Raw genomic sequence first — 17,052 nt, forward strand, 5'->3', positions numbered from 1 at the left:
AACCGCAATGCGTCGCCGCCACCCCCTGCCCCGCATCTGGCTGATGACTGACGAGCGGATGGGCGACGCGTTATGGCGTGCGATCAACCGCCTGCCGCGTGGCGCGGGCGTGGTGTTTCGCCACTATTCGCTCCCGCTGCCCGAACGCCGTACCTTGTTCGCGCGAGTCAGTGTCCAGGCACGAAGGCGCGGCCTGGTGCTGATCGTCGCGGGCCGCGATTGGTTGGGCCGTGCGGATGGCACGCATAACGGTTCGAAACGCCAGGGCGGCCTGCGCACCTGGTCGGTGCATTCGCGGTGCGAACTGGTCGAGGCGCGACGGCGCGGCGCCGATCTGATTTTCATCTCCCCCGTATATGCCACGCGCTCGCACTACGGCGCGCGGGCGCTCGGCCGACTGCGACTGGGGTTGCTGATTCGCGGAAACACGATCCCGGTGGTCGCGCTGGGCGGGATGACCGCGAGCCGCTTCCAAACGCTGCGGGGATTAAGTCTTCACGGCTGGGCGGGGATCGACGCGTTTCTCTAAGCCGAAGGCTTCGACAAGCTCAGCCTGAGAGCGGTGATACTCGCAACCACGATCGGGCCGTATTCGGCTCAGGGCGAGGCGAAAATGGCGCTTGTCGGGCACCGGCGCGCAGCGTGCTTAACGCACGTGAGCACCGGAAGCGCAGACAAGTGGTATTTGCAGCCCGCCCTGAGCCGAATACGGCCCGATCCGTCAGAAGCGGAAGGCGGTGCCTACGTAAACCGCCTGGCTGTCACGGCGGTCGTCGGCGATGCGGGGAAGCCGCTCGCGTTCGGATTTATAACGAAGCCCGGCCGTCACATCCAGGTTGCGGGTCAGCGAATAGCTGCTGCCGACATCGATCGAATAGCTGGGATCGACCGCAACCAGCGCCGGAACGTCGCCGGTCGGACGCTCTGCACCGGCTTTGATCCGGGCGGAGGCGCGCTTGCCGGTGTAGCTGATGCCCAAATCGGCCATTTCGCGGCTGCCGGGCTGGCCTGCCATGTCGATCTTGGCGACGTCGCCGGAAACCGCAAAGCGCTTCCAACCGACCGCGACACCCAGATTATAGGCGATTGGCGCGAGCGACACCGATTCGCTGGCACTGGCAATGCGATCTTCGCGCGTCGCACGGTTCGACCGGGCACGCACCGCGACGGTGATGTCGCGCGACGATTTCCGAGTCGATTCGGACGGGGTGAAGCGGAAACCCGACCCATTGAGGCCACTGCGTGCCAGCACGGCGGCCAGCTTGGGATCGGCGGATGCCGGCGTAAAGGAACCGATGCCGCTGCTCATGGGAAGCGAAGGCCTTGAGGCCAAACGGCTTTCCTGAGCGTAGAGCGCGGGCGCAAGCGTGAACGCCGCGGCGACAAGCGCCCCGAGCCCAGCTCCTGCGATCCAGCGTTTCACGTTCATCGTTTCCCTCTGCCTTCGTGTAAGCGTTACCACAGGCGCAGGTGATTGTTCCACAGGCGGAATCCGTTTAGCGCGCGACTGTTGCAGCTTATCCACAGGTGCGCCGACGCTTGCGGGTTATGCGCGACCTTCTATAGATGCGTCCCTGAATGGTATGTTTAAGGAATTGCCGATGATCCGCCGCTTGCGTTTCGCTGTTCTGGGGTCGCTCGCGCTCGGCCTGGCCGCTTGTGCCGGTGGAAACGACCGCCCGGCAGCCGACCTTGCCGCGTCGCAGGTGACGACGATCGGCGTGAACAGCTATCTGTGGCGCGCCAGTTTGGAGACGCTGAGCTTCATGCCGCTGCTCCAGACCGATTCGGCCGGCGGCGTGATCGTCACCGACTGGTACGTCAATCCGGCCACGCCGACCGAGCGGATGAAGGTGACCGTGTCGATCCTCGACCAGGATCTGCGCGCCGATGCGCTGCGCGTCGCGACCAGCCGCCAGATCAACCAGAACGGTCAATGGGTCGAAGCGCCCGTCCAGGCCGCGACGGTGCAGAAGCTGGAAGACATCATCCTGACGCGCGCCCGCGACATCCGCCGCTCGTCGATCCTGAATTAATCGGTTTCGCGGTGCCAGTCCGCTTCCCCTTCTGACCTTCACGTACAATCTGGGAGGTCGGGAGGGGGAGCGGGCTGGCACCGCCTTCACCAACGGAGTTGGTCAAACATGTCGCGCTTCAACGCGCTGAAGGCCGATGCGGCATGGCAGGCGGTCTGGGAAGAACGCCGCACCTTTGCCGCGCGGGACGACAGCCCCAAGCCCAAATCCTATGTGCTCGAGATGTTTCCCTATCCATCGGGGCGCATCCATATGGGCCATGTCCGCAATTACACGATGGGCGATGTGCTCGCGCGGTTCCGGCGGATGCGTGGATACGAGGTGCTCCATCCGATGGGCTGGGACGCGTTCGGGATGCCCGCCGAGAATGCGGCGATGGAAAAGAAGGTTCATCCTGGCGCGTGGACGTACGAGAATATCGCGTCGATGCGCGCGCAGCTCAAACGGCTGGGCTTTGCGCTCGACTGGACACGCGAATTCGCGACCTGCGATCCTGCATATTACGGCCAGGAACAGGCGCTGTTCCTCGACCTGATCGAAGCGGGTCTGGTCTATCGCAAGGAAAGCGCGATCAATTGGGACCCGGTCGACATGACCGTGCTGGCCAACGAACAGGTCATCGACGGGCGCGGCTGGCGCTCGGGCGCCCTGGTCGAGCGGCGCAAGCTGAACCAGTGGTTTTTGAAGATTACCGACTTCGCCGATGAGTTGCTGGACGGGCTGACGACGCTCGACCAGTGGCCCGACAAGGTGAAGCTGATGCAGGAAAACTGGATTGGCAAGTCGGTGGGCTTGCAGTTCCGCTTCGCGCTGTCGGACGGCGGATCGGTCGAGGTGTTCACCACCCGCCCCGACACGATTTTCGGCGCGAGTTTCGTGGCGGTTGCGGCGGACCATCCGATCGCGCAGGCCCTTGCTGCCGATCAACCGGAAGTCGCCGATTTCATCGCCAAGTGCAAGGCGGGCGGGACGAGCGCCGCGGAAATCGAAACCCAAGAGAAGCTGGGCTTCGACACTGGCGTCACCGCAACACATCCTTTTGATATCAATACAAAACTGCCGGTTTACATCGCCAATTTCGTGCTGATGGAGTATGGTACCGGCGCGGTGTTCGGCGTGCCCGCGCACGACCAGCGCGACCTCGACTTCGCGCGCAAGTATGCGCTGCCGGTGCGCCGAGTGGTGTCCGAAGGCAGCTACGACGACGCGGAGTTCGAAGGCAACGAGGCGTGGACCGGTCCCGGCACGCTGTGCAATTCGCATTTCCTTGACGGTATGGACGTCGCCGACGCCAAGCGGGTCGTGATCGAGCGCGCCGAAACCGAAGGCTGGGGCAAGGGCACCACCGTCTGGCGCTTGCGCGACTGGGGCGTGTCTCGCCAGCGTTACTGGGGCACGCCGATCCCGATCATCCACTGCGACGCGTGCGGCGTTGTGCCGGTTCCGAAGGACCAGTTGCCGGTGGTGCTGCCAGAGGATGTTTCGTTCGACATTCCCGGCAACCCGCTCGACCGCCATCCGACCTGGGGAAAGGTGGATTGTCCGACATGCGGTGCTCCAGCGCGGCGCGAAACCGACACGCTCGATACGTTCGTGGATTCAAGCTGGTATTTCATCCGCTTCGCCAGCCAGCCCGACGACCAGCCGTTCGACAAGGCGGTGGCCGAGCAATGGCTGCCGGTCGGGCAATATATCGGCGGGGTCGAACATGCGATCCTCCACTTGCTCTATGCGCGCTTCTGGACGCGGGCGTTGAAGCATATCGGGCGGCTTGACGTCGCGGAACCGTTTGCCGGGCTGTTCACGCAGGGCATGGTGACGCACGAGACTTACAAATCGGCTGAGGGCAAATGGCTTGCCCCCGACGAAGTGCGCGACGGCATCGAAATCGCAACCGGCCATCCGATCACGCTCGGCCGCGTCGAGAAGATGTCGAAGTCGAAGAAGAATACCGTCGATCCCGGCCCGATCGTCGATCAATATGGCGCGGACGCGGTGCGGTGGTTCATGCTGTCCGACAGCCCGCCCGAGCGCGACCTGCCTTGGAGCGAGGCGGGGATCGAGGGGGCGTGGCGGTTCGTGCAGCGTTTATGGCGGCTGTTCGATGGCCTCTCGACCGAAGCGACCGGTGAGGACATCGCACTCCGCAAGCTCGCCCACCGAACCGCAAACGGCGTCGCCGATGCGATCGAGGCATTGCAGTTCAACAAGGCCGTGGCCCTGCTCTATACGCTCGCCAATGCGGTGGAAAAGGCAACGCCATCCGCCGACCGCAGCGACGCGATCCGCACGATGCTGAAACTCGTTTCGCCCATGGCGCCACATATTGCCGAGGAAGCCTGGGCAGCGAGCGACGGTTACGGCCTGATCGCCGATGCCGATTGGCCTGCGGTGGACCCCGCATTGCTGGTAGACGACGAAGTCACCGTCGCGGTGCAGGTCAACGGCAAGCTCCACGATACGCTGACGTTTCCCAAGGGGCTGGACAAGGACGCGGCAGAAGCGGCAGCACTGGCATCCGAAAAGATCGTCCGTGCGTTGGACGGCAAAGCCCCGCGAAAGGTGATCGTCGTGCCCGACCGTCTGGTGAATATCGTCGCATGAAGCGCGCCCTGATCCTGATCGCGCTTGCCGCCCCTGCCCTGACCGCCTGCGGGCTTCAGCCGCTTTATGGCGGGCCGCAGGGCGCGAGCGCCCGCGCGGTGCTGGGCAATGTCGATGTCGCGCCGATCCAGGGCCAGTCCGGCTGGCTGGTAACCCAGGCGCTGCGCGATCGGCTGAACGCGGTGCCGCAAGGTGCAGGGCCGCAATACCGGCTGGACATCGTTCTCGACGACCAGATCATCGGGTTGGGCACGCGGCGCGACGACAGCATTTCGCGCGAGCGGCGGACGCTGCGTGCGCGCTATCAGCTCGTGGACGCGACCAGCGGCGTGGTGCTGGTGGACGACACCGCAGGGTCCGACGCCGGGATCGACGTGGTCGATAGCGAATATGCGACGATCGCTGCCGAACGCACCGCGCTGGAGCGGCTGTCGGGGATCGTCGCCGACCAGATCGTCGCCCGCCTCGCGCTCTATGCGCGCCGCGCCGAGACCCCGTGAAAGCCAAAGCCCACGAAGTCCGCGCGCGGCTGCAGAAGCCGCCCGAAGATATCCGGCTTTATCTTCTCCACGGGCCGGACGAGGCCGCAGCGAACGAACTCGCCGACCTGCTCGGCCGCGCATTGGGACCGGAGACGGAGCGCGTTGAATTCGACGGCGCGACGCTCAAGACCCGCCCCGGCGTGCTGGCGGACGAGGCCGCGTCGATGTCGCTGTTCGGCGAGCGTCGTTACATCCGCGTGACCGCGGTGGGTGAGGAATCGCTTGAGGCATTCACCCTGCTGCTCAACGCCGATCGCGCGGGCAATCCGGTGGTCGCGATCGCGCCAACGGCTCGCAACACGGCCAAGATCGTCAAACTTGCCCAAGGTGCGCCGAACGCGATGGCGGCACCGCTTTATTTGCCCGAAGGCGCGGATGCGGCGAAGCTCGCGGCAGGCATCGCGCGCGACCACGGCATACGACTGGCCCCCGATGCCGCGGACACGCTGGCGCGCGGGTGTGGATCGGACCGCGCGATCATCACCCGGGAGATCGAGAAGCTGGCGCTGTACCTCGACGCCGCTCCGGACCGCCCCAAGGAAGCCGATGCCGCGATGCTGGCCGAAATCAGCGCGGTGATCGACGAAGGCGAATTCGGCGGCGCCATCGACGCGCTGGTTGCGGGCGATGCCGCGAAGCTGGGCGAAGAGATGCGGACGCTGATCGGTGCAGGCACGTCGCCGGTTCCGCTGCTGCGCCAGATGGGCAAGCGCCTGATCGCGCTGGCCGATATGCGCGTGCAGATCGAAGGCGGCGCGTCGGCGGACCAGGTGCTGGCGCGCGTGTTCTGGAAGGAAAAGGAATCGACCGCGCGGGCATTGCGCCGCTGGGATTCGGCGCATCTGGTGCGCGGACTGGAACGCGTGCGCGAGGCCGAGCGCGCAGTGATGGCGAGCGGGAATGCGGGGCCGGTGGTGGCGGAGCAGGCAGTCGTGGTGCTGGCGCGAGCAGTTGCTCGGCTACGCTAGGCTGTTGCAGGCTGCGGCCGTTCGATATCCACCTGAACGCCCCTTCCCCGTTTGTTTAGAGCGAAGTCGAGAAACGCTCGCGAACGCCAAGTTCACATTTCTCGACTTCGCTCTAAACAAACGGGTTTTTTTGGGGCTAGCCTGTCCGCTCAAACGCGGGCGGTCAGATAATCTCGCCGCTCAGCCGCTGGCACACCATGTCGAGTTGGTCGAGGGTGGCGTAGTTCAGGGTCAGCGTGCCGCCCTTGTCGCCATGCGCGATCCGCACTTTTAACCCCAACACATCGCCCAGTTGCTGCTCCAGCGCGGCGATGTCCGCGTCGCGCGAGAAATCGGCGCGCCCATGGTCGAAACTTGGCTGGCGTTCACGGCGGTTCGATTCGGGTTTGGCGTTGCGCGCGAGTTTTTCGGTATCGCGCACCGACAGACCGTCATCGCGCACCCGCATCGCCAATCGCTCGGCATCGGGCGCGCCGATCAGCGCACGGGCATGACCCATCGACAGATCGCCTTCGATCACCATCGTCTGAACGAGATCAGGAAGGTCGAGCAATCTCAACAGGTTGGCGACGTGGCTGCGTGATTTGTTGACGATCTTGCCCAGCGCTTCCTGGCTGTGGTCGAATTCGACGATGAGCTTTTTATAGGCCGTTGCTTCTTCGATCGCATTGAGATCCTGACGCTGAATATTCTCGACCAACGCGATCTCAAGCGTCTCCGAGTCGGCGAGTTCACGCACGACGACCGGGACTTCGTGCAGCCGCGCGCGCTGGGCGGCACGCCAGCGCCGTTCGCCGGCGATGATCTGATACCCCTTGCCACGCGGGCGCACGACGATCGGCTGGATGATGCCATGGGCTGCGATCGACTCCGCAAGTTCGTTCAGCGCGGTTTCATCGAAGTGGCGGCGCGGCTGTCCGGGGTGCGGAGACAGCGCACTGACCGGCATGGTCCGCACATTTTGCGGCGCTTCGTGCCCGCGCTCATTCTCTTCGGGCTGCGCGCCATCGCCGAGCAGTGCGCTCAGACCGCGACCTAGGCCGGGGCGCGCTTTGGTGCGGGACTTGTCGGTTTCGTTCATGCCGCCTTCGCCGATTTGGGGAGTCGATGGATCAGTTCTCGCGCCAGCGCGATATAGGCTTCCGAACCCGCGCAGCGATGGTCGTAGATCAGCGCAGGCATCCCGTGACTGGGCGCTTCGGACAAGCGCACATTGCGCGGGATCACGGTGTCGAAAACAACCTTGCCAAGCACTGCGCGGACGTCGTCCGACACTTGGTCGGTCAACCGGTTGCGGCGATCGTACATGGTCAGCACCACGCCCAGGATCGAGAGGCCGGGGTTGAAGCGGGTACGAATTCGCTCGACGGTTCCGAGCAGCTGGCTGAGCCCTTCGAGCGCAAAGAATTCGCATTGCAACGGCACGAGCAGCGAGTGCGATGCGACCATCGCATTGACGGTGAGCAAACCGAGCGAAGGTGGGCAGTCGATCAGCACGACGTCCCAGCGATCCGCACCGCGCGACAGGGCACGATCAAGGCGATGGGTGCGCGCATCGAAATCGATCAGTTCGATCTCCGCCCCCGACAAATCGACGGTGGCAGGCACGATGTCGAGCCGCGGCACCTTTGTGGGGATCGCCGCTTCATCCGCGGTCATGTCGCTGATCAACAATTCGTACGAAGACTTGTCCCGCTCGCCGCGCGTCACGCCCAACCCGGTTGATGCATTTCCCTGCGGGTCGAGATCGATCAGCAAGACGCGCGATCCGGTGGCAGCCAACGCCGTGGCGACATTGATCGCGGTGGTGGTCTTTCCCACGCCTCCCTTTTGATTGGCGATCGTGACCACGATCATCTTGGCCGAACTCCGCGCGCGACGACGATCTTTGAATCAGGATGGGTGATGCTTTGTTCCACGTGAAACGAACCTTGCCACGACTTGCGCGCTGCATCCACCTCCGATTGTGCCGATTGCCCCTTGGGAAGCAACCAGATGGTGTCTTTACCCGCCAGGTGGTGCGCGCTGACGAACAGAGCAGGGAGCGCGGCGACTGCACGCGCGCTTATGACCGCCGCACGGCGTGGATCGATCGCCTCCGCTTTCGACAGGGAAACATTTGCACAGCCAAGGCCCAGTACATCGATGCAGTGGTCGAGAAATTCGACCCGTTTTCGGCGGGGTTCGACCATCTGGATAGGTCCGTCCCGGAGAATCGCGATCACGATCCCCGGCAAACCGGCACCGGTGCCAATATCGACCCATAACCCGTCCGCAGGCGTATCGACAACCGCCAACAACTGCGCCGAATCGACGATATGGCGTGTCCAAATCTCGGCAATGCTGGCTTTCGATATCAGATTCTGTTGGTTGGACTCGGCTATCAACAAGTCAACGAATATCGCCAGCCGGGCTTCGCATGGCGCGCCGAAACGGCCGAGGAGCCAGTCGCGGGCTTCGCGTTCGGTCACGCTGCTTTTCGCTTTTTGCTGTGCAGCAGAATCGCCGACAGCGCCGCCGGGGTGACGCCGCGAACGCGCGATGCGGCTCCCAACGTCTCCGGCTGTGCTTTCGACAGCCGCTCGATCATCTCCCGCGACAGACCCGGGATGCCCGACCAATCGTCGATGGCGGTAAGCGTCGTTGCATCGCTGAGATGTAGTGCGTCGACCTCCGCCGCCTGGCGCTCGAGATAGGGCGCGTAGCGCGCATCCTCGAGTGCCTCATCGAGCGCTGCCGAATCGAACACAGCAGAGTCGAGTACGTGGGCTGGGTCAACACCGGGGAAACGGAGCCACTCGCTTCCCGGACGCACCGTACCATCGCTGCTCAGCGTCGCACCGCGTTCGATCAATTGGCGTGCGCTGTGTCGCGTTTCGAGCGCCGTCGCGACCTCCGCAAGGGCCTCAGAGTGCTTCGCCTGGTGCGCCCGACGCGCCTCGCCCAGCACGCCCGCCGCCTTGGCAATGGCGCCAAGCCGGGTCTCGGCATTGTTGGCGCGCAACCGCAGCCTGAACTCGGCGCGCGCGGTCAACATGCGGTAAGGCTCGGTCACGCCCTGGAGGATCAAATCGTCGATCATGACCCCGAGATAGCTGGTTGCGCGATCGAGAATCGTCGGCGCGCGACCCAATGCATGGGCCGAAGCATTGATCCCGGCGACGAGCCCCTGCCCTGCCGCTTCCTCATATCCGGTCGTCCCATTAATCTGACCCGCGCAAAACAGCCCCGGTGTCGCGCGATATTCGAGCGTCGACGACAAGGCACGCGGATCGACATGATCATACTCCACGGCATAGCCATGCGTTTCGATAACGGCACGTTCCAAGCCCACGACGCTGCGGATCATCGCGTCTTGCACATCGTCGGGGAGCGAGGTTGAAATTCCGTTGGGATAGACGAGATGAGTATTCAGCCCTTCAGGCTCGAGAAAGATCTGGTGGCCATCGCGGTCCGCGAAGCGATGGATCTTATCCTCGATCGACGGACAGTAGCGCGGCCCCTGTCCCCCGATCGCGCCGGAAAACAAGGGCGAGCGATCGAGCGATGCGCGGATGATATCGTGCGTCACGCTATTGGTGCGGGTAATCGCGCAGCGGAGTTGTGGCAACATTCGACGCGATGTCATTGCCGACATCGTCCATTGGTCGATGTCCGACGGCTGTTCGTCGAGCGCACCCCAGTCGATCGTGCGTCCGTCAATTCTTGGCGGCGTTCCGGTTTTCAATCGTGCGAGCGGCAATGCCAAATCGCGAAGCTGGACGCCCAATCGGGTCGCCGCTCGCTCGCCCACGCGACCGCCCTCCGCACGGATATCTCCCCGAAAGATACGGCCTGACAAGAATGTGCCCGTCGCCAGAACGACCGATGGAGCGTCAAGGGTCGATCCGTCTGCGAGTTCGATCCCCGCAACGCGATCTCCGGACAGAATTAGCGCGGCAGCCTCGGCCTCGACGACTTGCAGTCCCGGCTGGGCGGCGACCATCGCTTGAATCGCAGCCGCGTACAGCGTGCGGTCGGCCTGAACCCGCGGTCCCTGAACCGCACTCCCTTTCGACCTGTTGAGCATCCGGTAGTGGATGCCCGCCGCATCGGTCGCGCGTGCGATCAACCCGTCAAACGCATCGACTTCGCGAACCAGATGCCCCTTGCCTAACCCGCCGATTGCGGGATTGCACGACATTGCGCCAATCTTTGACGCCTCGAAGGTGACCAACGCGGTCCGCGCGCCACAGCGGGCTGCGGCCGCCGCTGCCTCGGTTCCGGCATGGCCGGCACCGATTACGATCACATCGAACTGGGTCATACAATCGCGCTACTTCAAAGCCGCTCGGTGGTCAAAACCGTTCCACGTGGAACACTCTCATTTTCCGATGCAGAAGCGTGAAAAGAGGGAATCGAGCATCGCCTCAACATCTCCGCGGCCCGTGATACGGTCGAACGCGCCGCGTGCAGCCCGCAATGACTCGGCTAAGAGTATCAGGTCGTGCTCACCCAGCCCCGTCTCCAGCCAATGATGCGCTTCGGCGGCGAGCATACGTTGACGCGCGTTCAGTGCAGGGCGATCGAGCGTTGGCAGCCGCGATTTTGCAACATCGGCGATCGCATTCCACAAATCTTCGATCCCCTGCCCCGTCTCCGCCGAAAGCGCCAACCGGTCTCTCGCGTCGCCGCGGCCCGGCTGGTCGCTACGCGGATACAGCGCCAGCTTAACCGGCCCGTCGAGCGCGGGTGGCGGATCATCCCCCAGCCAAAGTAGAATATCCGCGCCATCGACCGCTTCGCGCGCGCGCGCCATGCCAATTTCCTCGATCGCATCGTCGCCGGGCGCTCGTAAACCGGCAGTGTCGGTAAACAGATACGCGATGCCGCTACGCGATACCGGCACCTCGATCCGGTCGCGGGTGGTCCCCGCGATCGGCGAAACGATCGCCGCATCGCGTCCGACCAAGCGATTGAGCAATGTCGATTTCCCGCTATTGGGCGGACCCGCCAACACCACACGGATGCCATCACGCAATCGTTCGACCGGGGGTTCGGCGAGCACCTTGCCAATATCGCTTGCCAGCGCTGCCATCTCGCGTCGGATCTCCGGCAAGTCGCCCTCGTCGCCGACATCGTCTTCGTCGCTATGATCGATCTGCGCCTCGACGCGTGCCGACAGTGCGACGGTGCGCGTAGACCAGCCATCGACCATCCGCCCGATCGCACCTTCGACCGCAGTGATTGCCGCGCGGCGTTGGCTTTCGGTTTCAGCGGCAAGCAAATCGCCCAACCCTTCAGCCTCAGTCAGGTCGATCCGGCCGTTGGTCAGCGCTTGGCGTGTGAATTCCCCAGCCTGGGCTTCGCGCAAGCCATCAATCCCAGCGAGCGCGCCGAGCACCGCGGCCACGACTGCCCTGCCGCCATGAAGATGAAGTTCAACCAGATCCTCTCCGGTCGCGGTTGCGGGTGCGTCGAAGCGCAACACCAATGCCTGGTCGAGCAACTCTCCGGTCGTCGGGTCGCGGAGGCTGCGAAGCACCGGCACCCGCGGGCCGGGCACGCGCTTCATCAGACGAGCCACGGCATTGTTCGCGCGCGGACCACTAATTCGGACCACCGCGATTGCCGCAGGCGGCGATCCGCTCGACACCGCGAAGATCGTGTCGGTCACTGCGGTATCAACCCTTTTTCGACGTCGTTCCTGCGAGATCGAACAACTGGCGCCACATGCCCAGCCCCGCTTCGCCCATCGGTGCCCAGCTCCTCATCATCTGGTCGAGCATTTCGGGGCTGGCACCCTTTTCCAGGGATTCCAATAACATACCGATATAATGATCATGGACGGGGGTGAAATCGGGCAACCCCATCGCGCGGCGCGCCTCTTCGGGGGTGCATTCGACTTCGACATTGATCTTCATGGCCCGTCCCTTCGATTGAGCGATGTCCGCTCGTCCATCGCCCTGCAATGTCTATGCACAGGACCGCCCGACAATCGCAACGACGATGGTTGCGAAACCAGAACCTGCGCGTTGGCGTTCGATCCTTGCAACCGACAGGAGAATGCATGACCGACACCCTCACCCTCGACGCGCTGGACGGCAGCGGTAGCTTTAACGTCTATGTCGCCCGCCCTGATGAACGTCCCCGCGCAGCGATCATCGTGATCCAGGAGATTTTCGGGGTTAATCGCGGCATCCGGCGGAAATGCGACACGCTGGCGGCCAACGGATATCTTGCAATCGCGCCCGACCTGTTCTGGCGGCTAGAACCGGGCATCGAACTCGATCCCGACGTGCCCAGCGAAATGCAGGCCGGACTCGATTGGATGGGCAAGTTCGATCAGGACAAGGGCATCGCTGATATCGAAGCGACGATCCGCGGGGCGCGTGCCCAATTGGGCGATGACGGAAAGGTCGGCGCGGTTGGCTACTGCCTGGGCGGACGGCTGGCCTATATGACCGCGGCGCGAACCGATGTGGACGCGACCGTTGGCTATTATGCTGTCGGAATCGACGGCCTATTGGGTGAGAAGCACGGTATCGCCCATCCGCTGATGCTGCATATCGCAGGCAAAGACGGATTCGTCGATAATGCGACCCAAGCCAAAATGCACGATGGGCTGGACGATCATCTCAAGGTCACGCTGCACGACTATCCGGGTGAAGATCACGGCTTCGCCACCGAAATCGGTGCGCGTCGATCAGACACCGCGGCAAAACTGGCAGACGAGCGGACAATAGCATTCTTCGCCGAACATCTTGGCTAGTTAATGAAAAGGGGCGGCTCCCACGTGGGAACCGCCGCATTTTTTACCCTGGTCTCGTTCAGGGGATGAGGGTCATCAGCCCAACTTCCTGATCGGTGATGCCGGTATAGATCATTGATCCAGCGACATAGACGATCACGATCAGACCGATCCACGCGATCCAGCGATAGCGTTCGATATATTTGGCGATGAGGTTCGCCGCCACGCCCATCAGACCGACCGCAATGACCAGACCGACGATCAGAATGCCTGGATGCTCGCGCGCGGCACCCGCGACTGCAAGCACATTGTCCAGGCTCATCGACACGTCGGCGACCGCGACCGCCCAGGCGGCAGCGGCAAAGCTCTTGGCAGGCTTCACACCCGCATGTTCGTCGCCTGTGATTTCAGGCGAACCATGGCTCAACCCGCCTGCCGGGCGCAATTCGCGGTACATTTTCCACGCGACCCAGACCAACAACACGCCACCGGCAAAGATCAGACCGACGATCTGCATCAACTGCGTGACTACCAGCGCGAACCCGATGCGCAGCACCAAGGCGGCGATGATGCCGATCAGGATGACTTTCTTGCGCTGATCGGCTGGCAAGCCGGCAGCCAGCGCGCCGATAACAATGGCGTTGTCGCCCGCCAGCACGATGTCGATCAGCAACACCTGACCGAAGGCGAACCAGGCGGCACCGATGTCGCCGCCGCCAGCCCCGAATAGCGTCGCCATATCGCTGACGATGTGATTCCAGATTTCCTGCATCGTGTTTCCCTGTTGCAGTGTTCTTGACGCCGACAAAGCCGTTCGGGCGCGTCGGGTCAAGTCAGAGGTTAGTTATAGCAACGCAAAGCGACACAGGCGTTTGCCTGCGCCGTCGGTCGGGGTAGGGCCTTGCCCACCCCGCCGGCCGAACCGGTTTCGGACGCGCGGGCGTCGCCGCGCTGAAACCGGTTACTGATTCATTGAATCGAAGAAATCCTCGTTGGTCTTGGAGTTCTTCATCTTGTCGAGCAGGAATTCCATCGCATCGACAGTGCCCATCTGCATCAGGATGCGGCGGAGTACCCACTGTTTGCTGAGCTTGTCCTTGTCGACCAGGAGCTCTTCCTTGCGCGTGCCGGACTTGCCGACGTCGAGCGCCGGGAAGATGCGCTTGTCTGCGACCTTGCGATCAAGGACGATTTCGGAGTTACCCGTACCCTTAAATTCCTCGAAGATAACCTCGTCCATCCGGCTGCCAGTATCGATCAGCGCGGTGGCGATGATCGACAGCGAGCCGCCTTCCTCGATGTTACGCGCCGCGCCGAAGAAGCGCTTGGGACGCTGGAGCGCATTGGCATCGACGCCGCCAGTCAGCACCTTGCCCGAACTGGGCACGACGGTGTTGTAGGCACGGCCGAGACGCGTGATCGAATCGAGCAGGATGACCACGTCTTTCTTGTGCTCGACCAGGCGCTTGGCCTTTTCGATCACCATTTCAGCGACTTGCACGTGCCGCGTCGCGGGTTCGTCGAAGGTCGAAGAAACGACTTCACCCTTCACCGAACGCTGCATGTCGGTGACTTCTTCCGGCCGTTCGTCGATCAGCAGAACGAGCAGGAACACTTCCGGATGATTTTCCGAAATGGCGCGCGCGATGTTCTGGAGCATCACCGTCTTGCCGACGCGCGGTGGTGCTACGATCAGCGTACGCTGGCCCTTGCCCTGGGGTGAGACAATATCGATAACGCGCGCCGATTTGTCCTTCTGCGTCGGATCGAGCGAATCAAGGCTGAGCTTGGATTCGGGATAAAGTGGGGTCAGATTGTCGAAATTGACGCGATGACGGACAGCGTCGGGATCGTCGAAATTGACCTTTACCAGCTTCACCAGCGCAAAATAACGCTCGCCATCCTTGGGCGCGCGGATTTCACCTTCGACCGTGTCGCCGGTGCGAAGACCGAATTTGCGGACCTGATTGGGCGAGACATAGATGTCGTCGGGACCGGCGAGGTAATTGGCTTCGGGCGAGCGGAGAAAGCCAAACCCGTCCGACAGCACTTCGATCGTGCCTTCGCCGGTGATCTGGTCGCCCTGTTCGGCCTGCGCCTTGAGGATCGCGAACAGGATGTCCTGCTTGCGCATCGTCGACGCGCCTTCGACGCCCAGCCCTTCGGCCATTTCGACGAGTTCGGCGGGCGCTTTTTTCTTGAGGTCTTTGAGATGCATATCGGTCGGTCCGATTGGTGCGCGCGAAAGGCGCTATGGGGAGAGTGGCGTCGGTTTGCGGGTGTCGGGACGAACGCGCGAACGAAGCTGAGAGGAGGGAACCGCCCGGATGCGGATCCGCACGGCGTTGGTTGGCGAATTAGGATTCGCGAGGGCTCAAGTCAAGCCGGGAGCAACGCTTAGAAAGGGCGAACCACCGCGAGGATGACGATCAGCGACACGCCGATCGCAGGAATTTCGTTCAGCATCCGGAGCTGGCGTGGCTGAAGTGTGGGTTTTCCAGCCTCGAGCTTGCGCGCATAGCCGACCATCCAGCCGTGATAGCCCGACAACAGAATGACGAGGAACAGCTTGGTGTGCAGCCAGCCCAGCCCCGCTTGCCCGTCGAACAGGCCGAGATTGGCGGACAGCGCGAGACCCAGCACCCAGACCATGACGAGCGACGGGGTCAGGATCACGCTGCGCATCTTCTTCTCGCGCGCCAGCCAGCGTGGCGGCTCGGCAGGGTCAGTCAGCCCTTCCTGATGATGGACCAGATAGCGTGGAAACAGGAACAACCCCGCCATCCAGAAGATGACGAAGATGATATGGGCGGCCTTCACCCACAGATAGGCATTTCCCAGAAATCCGGTCATGGCGTCAGCCTCTACCGCCGCGCACCCTTGCAATCAACGCTTCGACATGGGCGATGGGCGTGTCCTGCTGAATGCCGTGACCCAGGTTGAACACGTGCGGGCGGGTCGGGAAGGCAGCGAGGATGCGGTCCACCGCGGCGTCCAGCGTCGCGCCACCCGCAATCAGCGCGAGCGGATCGAGATTGCCTTGTACCGGCAAATCGGTGGGGAGATTGGCGTCGGCCCAGACCGGATCGACGCTTTCGTCGAGCGCGATGGCATCGACGCCCGTTTCGCGCGCATAAGCGGCCAGCTTTCCGCCCGCGCCCTTGGGAAAGCCGATAATCGGCGTATTGGGACAGCGCGTCCGAAGTTGTTCCACGATTGCGGCATTGGGTGCGATTACCCAGCGTTCGAACTGTGCGGGCGAGAGGCTGCCTGCCCAGCTGTCGAACAATTGGACGGCTTCGACTCCTGCCTCGATCTGCTTTGCGAGATAATCGACGGTCGAGGCGATGATCTTGTCGATCAGCACCTGCATCAAACCGGGGTCGGCATAGGCGAGACGCCGCGCCGCTGCCTGTTCGCGGCTGCCTTGGCCGGCGATCATATAGGTCGCCACCGTCCAGGGAGAGCCTGCAAAGCCCAGAAAGGTCACTTGAGGCGGGAGCATCGCCGCGACACGCCGAACGGTCCCATAGACCGCCTCCAGCGCTTCCGGATGATAGGCCAGCGTGTCGACGGTCGCTTCATTGTCCATCAGCGGTGCCAGCCGTGGCCCTTCGCCGGTTTCGAACCAAAGGTCCTGGCCCAGTGCGCGCGGGATCATCAGGATATCGGAAAACAGGATCGATCCGTCGAAGCCGAAGCGGCGGATCGGCTGGATTGTTACCTCGGCCGCCGCGTCGCTATCCTCGACCAGCGCCAGGAACCCGCCCTTTTCAGCGCGCAGGGCGCGATACTCGGGAAGGTAGCGCCCGGCCTGGCGCATCAACCACAAGGGGGGCGTCGCCTGCCGCTCACCCTTCAGCGTGGCGAGCAATGGCTTGGCGGAAACAGGCGTTTTGGAAGGATCGGTCAGCGTGTTCGCTCCCCCTTCTTCAATAGAAGAATCTATAAAAGAAGGATGTAGTGGTTGTTGGCGCGTGGAACCCGGGGCTTATGCGTCCCCCACACAAAAGCCAACAGCTTGACGGCCGGCGCCGTCGATTGTGCTTGCGATTCGAAGGCGTCTTCCCCGTTATTCACAGCCTGTGGATAAATCAGCGTACTGTGTGCGAGACTGTGGATGAGGTTCGGGGTTATCCACGCGGGTCGACCGACTTGGCGAGGGGCCGGGG

General features: G+C 63.0%; 17 protein-coding genes. 6 read left to right on the forward strand and 11 right to left on the reverse strand.

What is annotated here, in order from left to right; translation table 11 throughout:
- The first annotated feature begins 7 nt into the window (after positions 1 to 7).
- The gene (locus ENHY17A_RS01235) at positions 8 to 529 is read left to right on the forward strand and encodes a thiamine phosphate synthase (protein WP_159709386.1); all 522 of its coding nucleotides are present in this window, start codon (positions 8 to 10) and stop codon (positions 527 to 529) included.
- A gap of 192 nt (positions 530 to 721) precedes the next feature.
- Here the strand turns inward: ENHY17A_RS01235 and ENHY17A_RS01240 are convergent, their stop codons facing one another.
- On the reverse strand, positions 722 to 1,309 hold the full coding sequence (locus ENHY17A_RS01240) for a hypothetical protein (RefSeq protein ID WP_328799119.1): 588 nt from the start codon (positions 1,307 to 1,309) through the stop codon (positions 722 to 724).
- Between the two features lie 292 nt (positions 1,310 to 1,601).
- On the opposite strand from ENHY17A_RS01240, the gene ENHY17A_RS01245 reads away from it, so the two are divergent.
- The 4 genes from ENHY17A_RS01245 (at position 1,602) to holA (ending at position 6,150) form a co-directional block, all read left to right on the forward strand.
- Positions 1,602 to 2,036, forward strand: coding sequence for a DUF3576 domain-containing protein (locus ENHY17A_RS01245; protein ID WP_159709387.1), 435 nt, complete (start codon positions 1,602 to 1,604; stop codon positions 2,034 to 2,036).
- 108 nt (positions 2,037 to 2,144) lie between these two features.
- Positions 2,145 to 4,640 carry a leucine--tRNA ligase gene (gene leuS, locus ENHY17A_RS01250; protein WP_159709388.1) on the forward strand — a complete coding sequence of 832 codons (2,496 nt, stop codon included), beginning with the start codon at positions 2,145 to 2,147 and terminating at the stop codon, positions 4,638 to 4,640.
- Positions 4,637 to 5,140 carry an LPS assembly lipoprotein LptE gene (lptE, locus tag ENHY17A_RS01255; protein ID WP_159709389.1) on the forward strand — a complete coding sequence of 168 codons (504 nt, stop codon included), beginning with the start codon at positions 4,637 to 4,639 and terminating at the stop codon, positions 5,138 to 5,140. Before leuS ends, lptE begins: the two co-directional genes overlap by 4 nt.
- Positions 5,137 to 6,150 (forward strand): DNA polymerase III subunit delta, encoded by a 1,014-nt coding sequence (gene holA, locus ENHY17A_RS01260; RefSeq protein ID WP_159709390.1) that lies wholly within the window; start codon positions 5,137 to 5,139, stop codon positions 6,148 to 6,150. Before lptE ends, holA begins: the two co-directional genes overlap by 4 nt.
- Before the next feature lie 163 nt (positions 6,151 to 6,313).
- Here the strand turns inward: holA and ENHY17A_RS01265 are convergent, their stop codons facing one another.
- The 6 genes from ENHY17A_RS01265 to ENHY17A_RS01290 are packed head-to-tail and all read right to left on the reverse strand — an operon-like array spanning position 6,314 to position 12,053.
- Positions 6,314 to 7,231 (reverse strand): ParB/RepB/Spo0J family partition protein, encoded by a 918-nt coding sequence (locus ENHY17A_RS01265; protein ID WP_159709391.1) that lies wholly within the window; start codon positions 7,229 to 7,231, stop codon positions 6,314 to 6,316.
- Entirely contained in the window at positions 7,228 to 8,007 is a 780-nt protein-coding gene (locus ENHY17A_RS01270; protein ID WP_159709392.1) for a ParA family protein, read from the reverse strand. The genes ENHY17A_RS01265 and ENHY17A_RS01270 overlap by 4 nt, the downstream gene beginning before the upstream one ends.
- The gene (gene rsmG, locus ENHY17A_RS01275; protein WP_159709393.1) at positions 8,004 to 8,621 is read right to left on the reverse strand and encodes a 16S rRNA (guanine(527)-N(7))-methyltransferase RsmG; all 618 of its coding nucleotides are present in this window, start codon (positions 8,619 to 8,621) and stop codon (positions 8,004 to 8,006) included. The genes ENHY17A_RS01270 and rsmG overlap by 4 nt, the downstream gene beginning before the upstream one ends.
- Positions 8,618 to 10,456, reverse strand: a complete 1,839-nt coding sequence (gene mnmG / locus ENHY17A_RS01280) for a tRNA uridine-5-carboxymethylaminomethyl(34) synthesis enzyme MnmG (RefSeq protein WP_159709394.1) — start codon at positions 10,454 to 10,456, stop codon at positions 8,618 to 8,620. Before mnmG ends, rsmG begins: the two co-directional genes overlap by 4 nt.
- 57 nt (positions 10,457 to 10,513) lie before the next feature.
- The gene (mnmE, locus tag ENHY17A_RS01285) at positions 10,514 to 11,806 is read right to left on the reverse strand and encodes a tRNA uridine-5-carboxymethylaminomethyl(34) synthesis GTPase MnmE (RefSeq protein ID WP_159709395.1); all 1,293 of its coding nucleotides are present in this window, start codon (positions 11,804 to 11,806) and stop codon (positions 10,514 to 10,516) included.
- 7 nt (positions 11,807 to 11,813) lie between these two features.
- Entirely contained in the window at positions 11,814 to 12,053 is a 240-nt protein-coding gene (locus ENHY17A_RS01290) for a DUF6489 family protein (RefSeq protein WP_159709396.1), read from the reverse strand.
- Between the two features lie 146 nt (positions 12,054 to 12,199).
- Between ENHY17A_RS01290 and ENHY17A_RS01295 the strand changes: the two genes are divergently transcribed.
- Positions 12,200 to 12,901, forward strand: coding sequence for a dienelactone hydrolase family protein (locus tag ENHY17A_RS01295; RefSeq protein WP_159709397.1), 702 nt, complete (start codon positions 12,200 to 12,202; stop codon positions 12,899 to 12,901).
- 58 nt (positions 12,902 to 12,959) lie between these two features.
- Here the strand turns inward: ENHY17A_RS01295 and ENHY17A_RS01300 are convergent, their stop codons facing one another.
- The 4 genes from ENHY17A_RS01300 to hemE all read right to left on the reverse strand — a co-directional run bounded on the left by ENHY17A_RS01300 (position 12,960) and on the right by hemE (position 16,793).
- Positions 12,960 to 13,652 (reverse strand): TerC family protein, encoded by a 693-nt coding sequence (locus ENHY17A_RS01300; RefSeq protein WP_159709398.1) that lies wholly within the window; start codon positions 13,650 to 13,652, stop codon positions 12,960 to 12,962.
- Between the two features lie 189 nt (positions 13,653 to 13,841).
- Positions 13,842 to 15,098, reverse strand: coding sequence for a transcription termination factor Rho (gene rho, locus ENHY17A_RS01305; RefSeq protein WP_159709399.1), 1,257 nt, complete (start codon positions 15,096 to 15,098; stop codon positions 13,842 to 13,844).
- A 179-nt stretch (positions 15,099 to 15,277) separates the two neighbouring features.
- Positions 15,278 to 15,733: a CopD family protein gene (locus ENHY17A_RS01310; RefSeq protein WP_159709400.1), complete on the reverse strand. Its 456-nt coding sequence runs from the start codon at positions 15,731 to 15,733 to the stop codon at positions 15,278 to 15,280.
- A gap of 4 nt (positions 15,734 to 15,737) precedes the next feature.
- A complete protein-coding gene (gene hemE / locus ENHY17A_RS01315) occupies positions 15,738 to 16,793 on the reverse strand; it encodes a uroporphyrinogen decarboxylase (RefSeq protein WP_159714004.1) in 1,056 nt (351 codons plus the stop codon).
- Between the last annotated feature and the right edge of the window lie 259 nt (positions 16,794 to 17,052).

Source organism: Sphingomonas sp. AX6 (genome assembly GCF_902506605.1).
In the GTDB taxonomy this organism is placed as follows: domain Bacteria; phylum Pseudomonadota; class Alphaproteobacteria; order Sphingomonadales; family Sphingomonadaceae; genus Sphingomonas.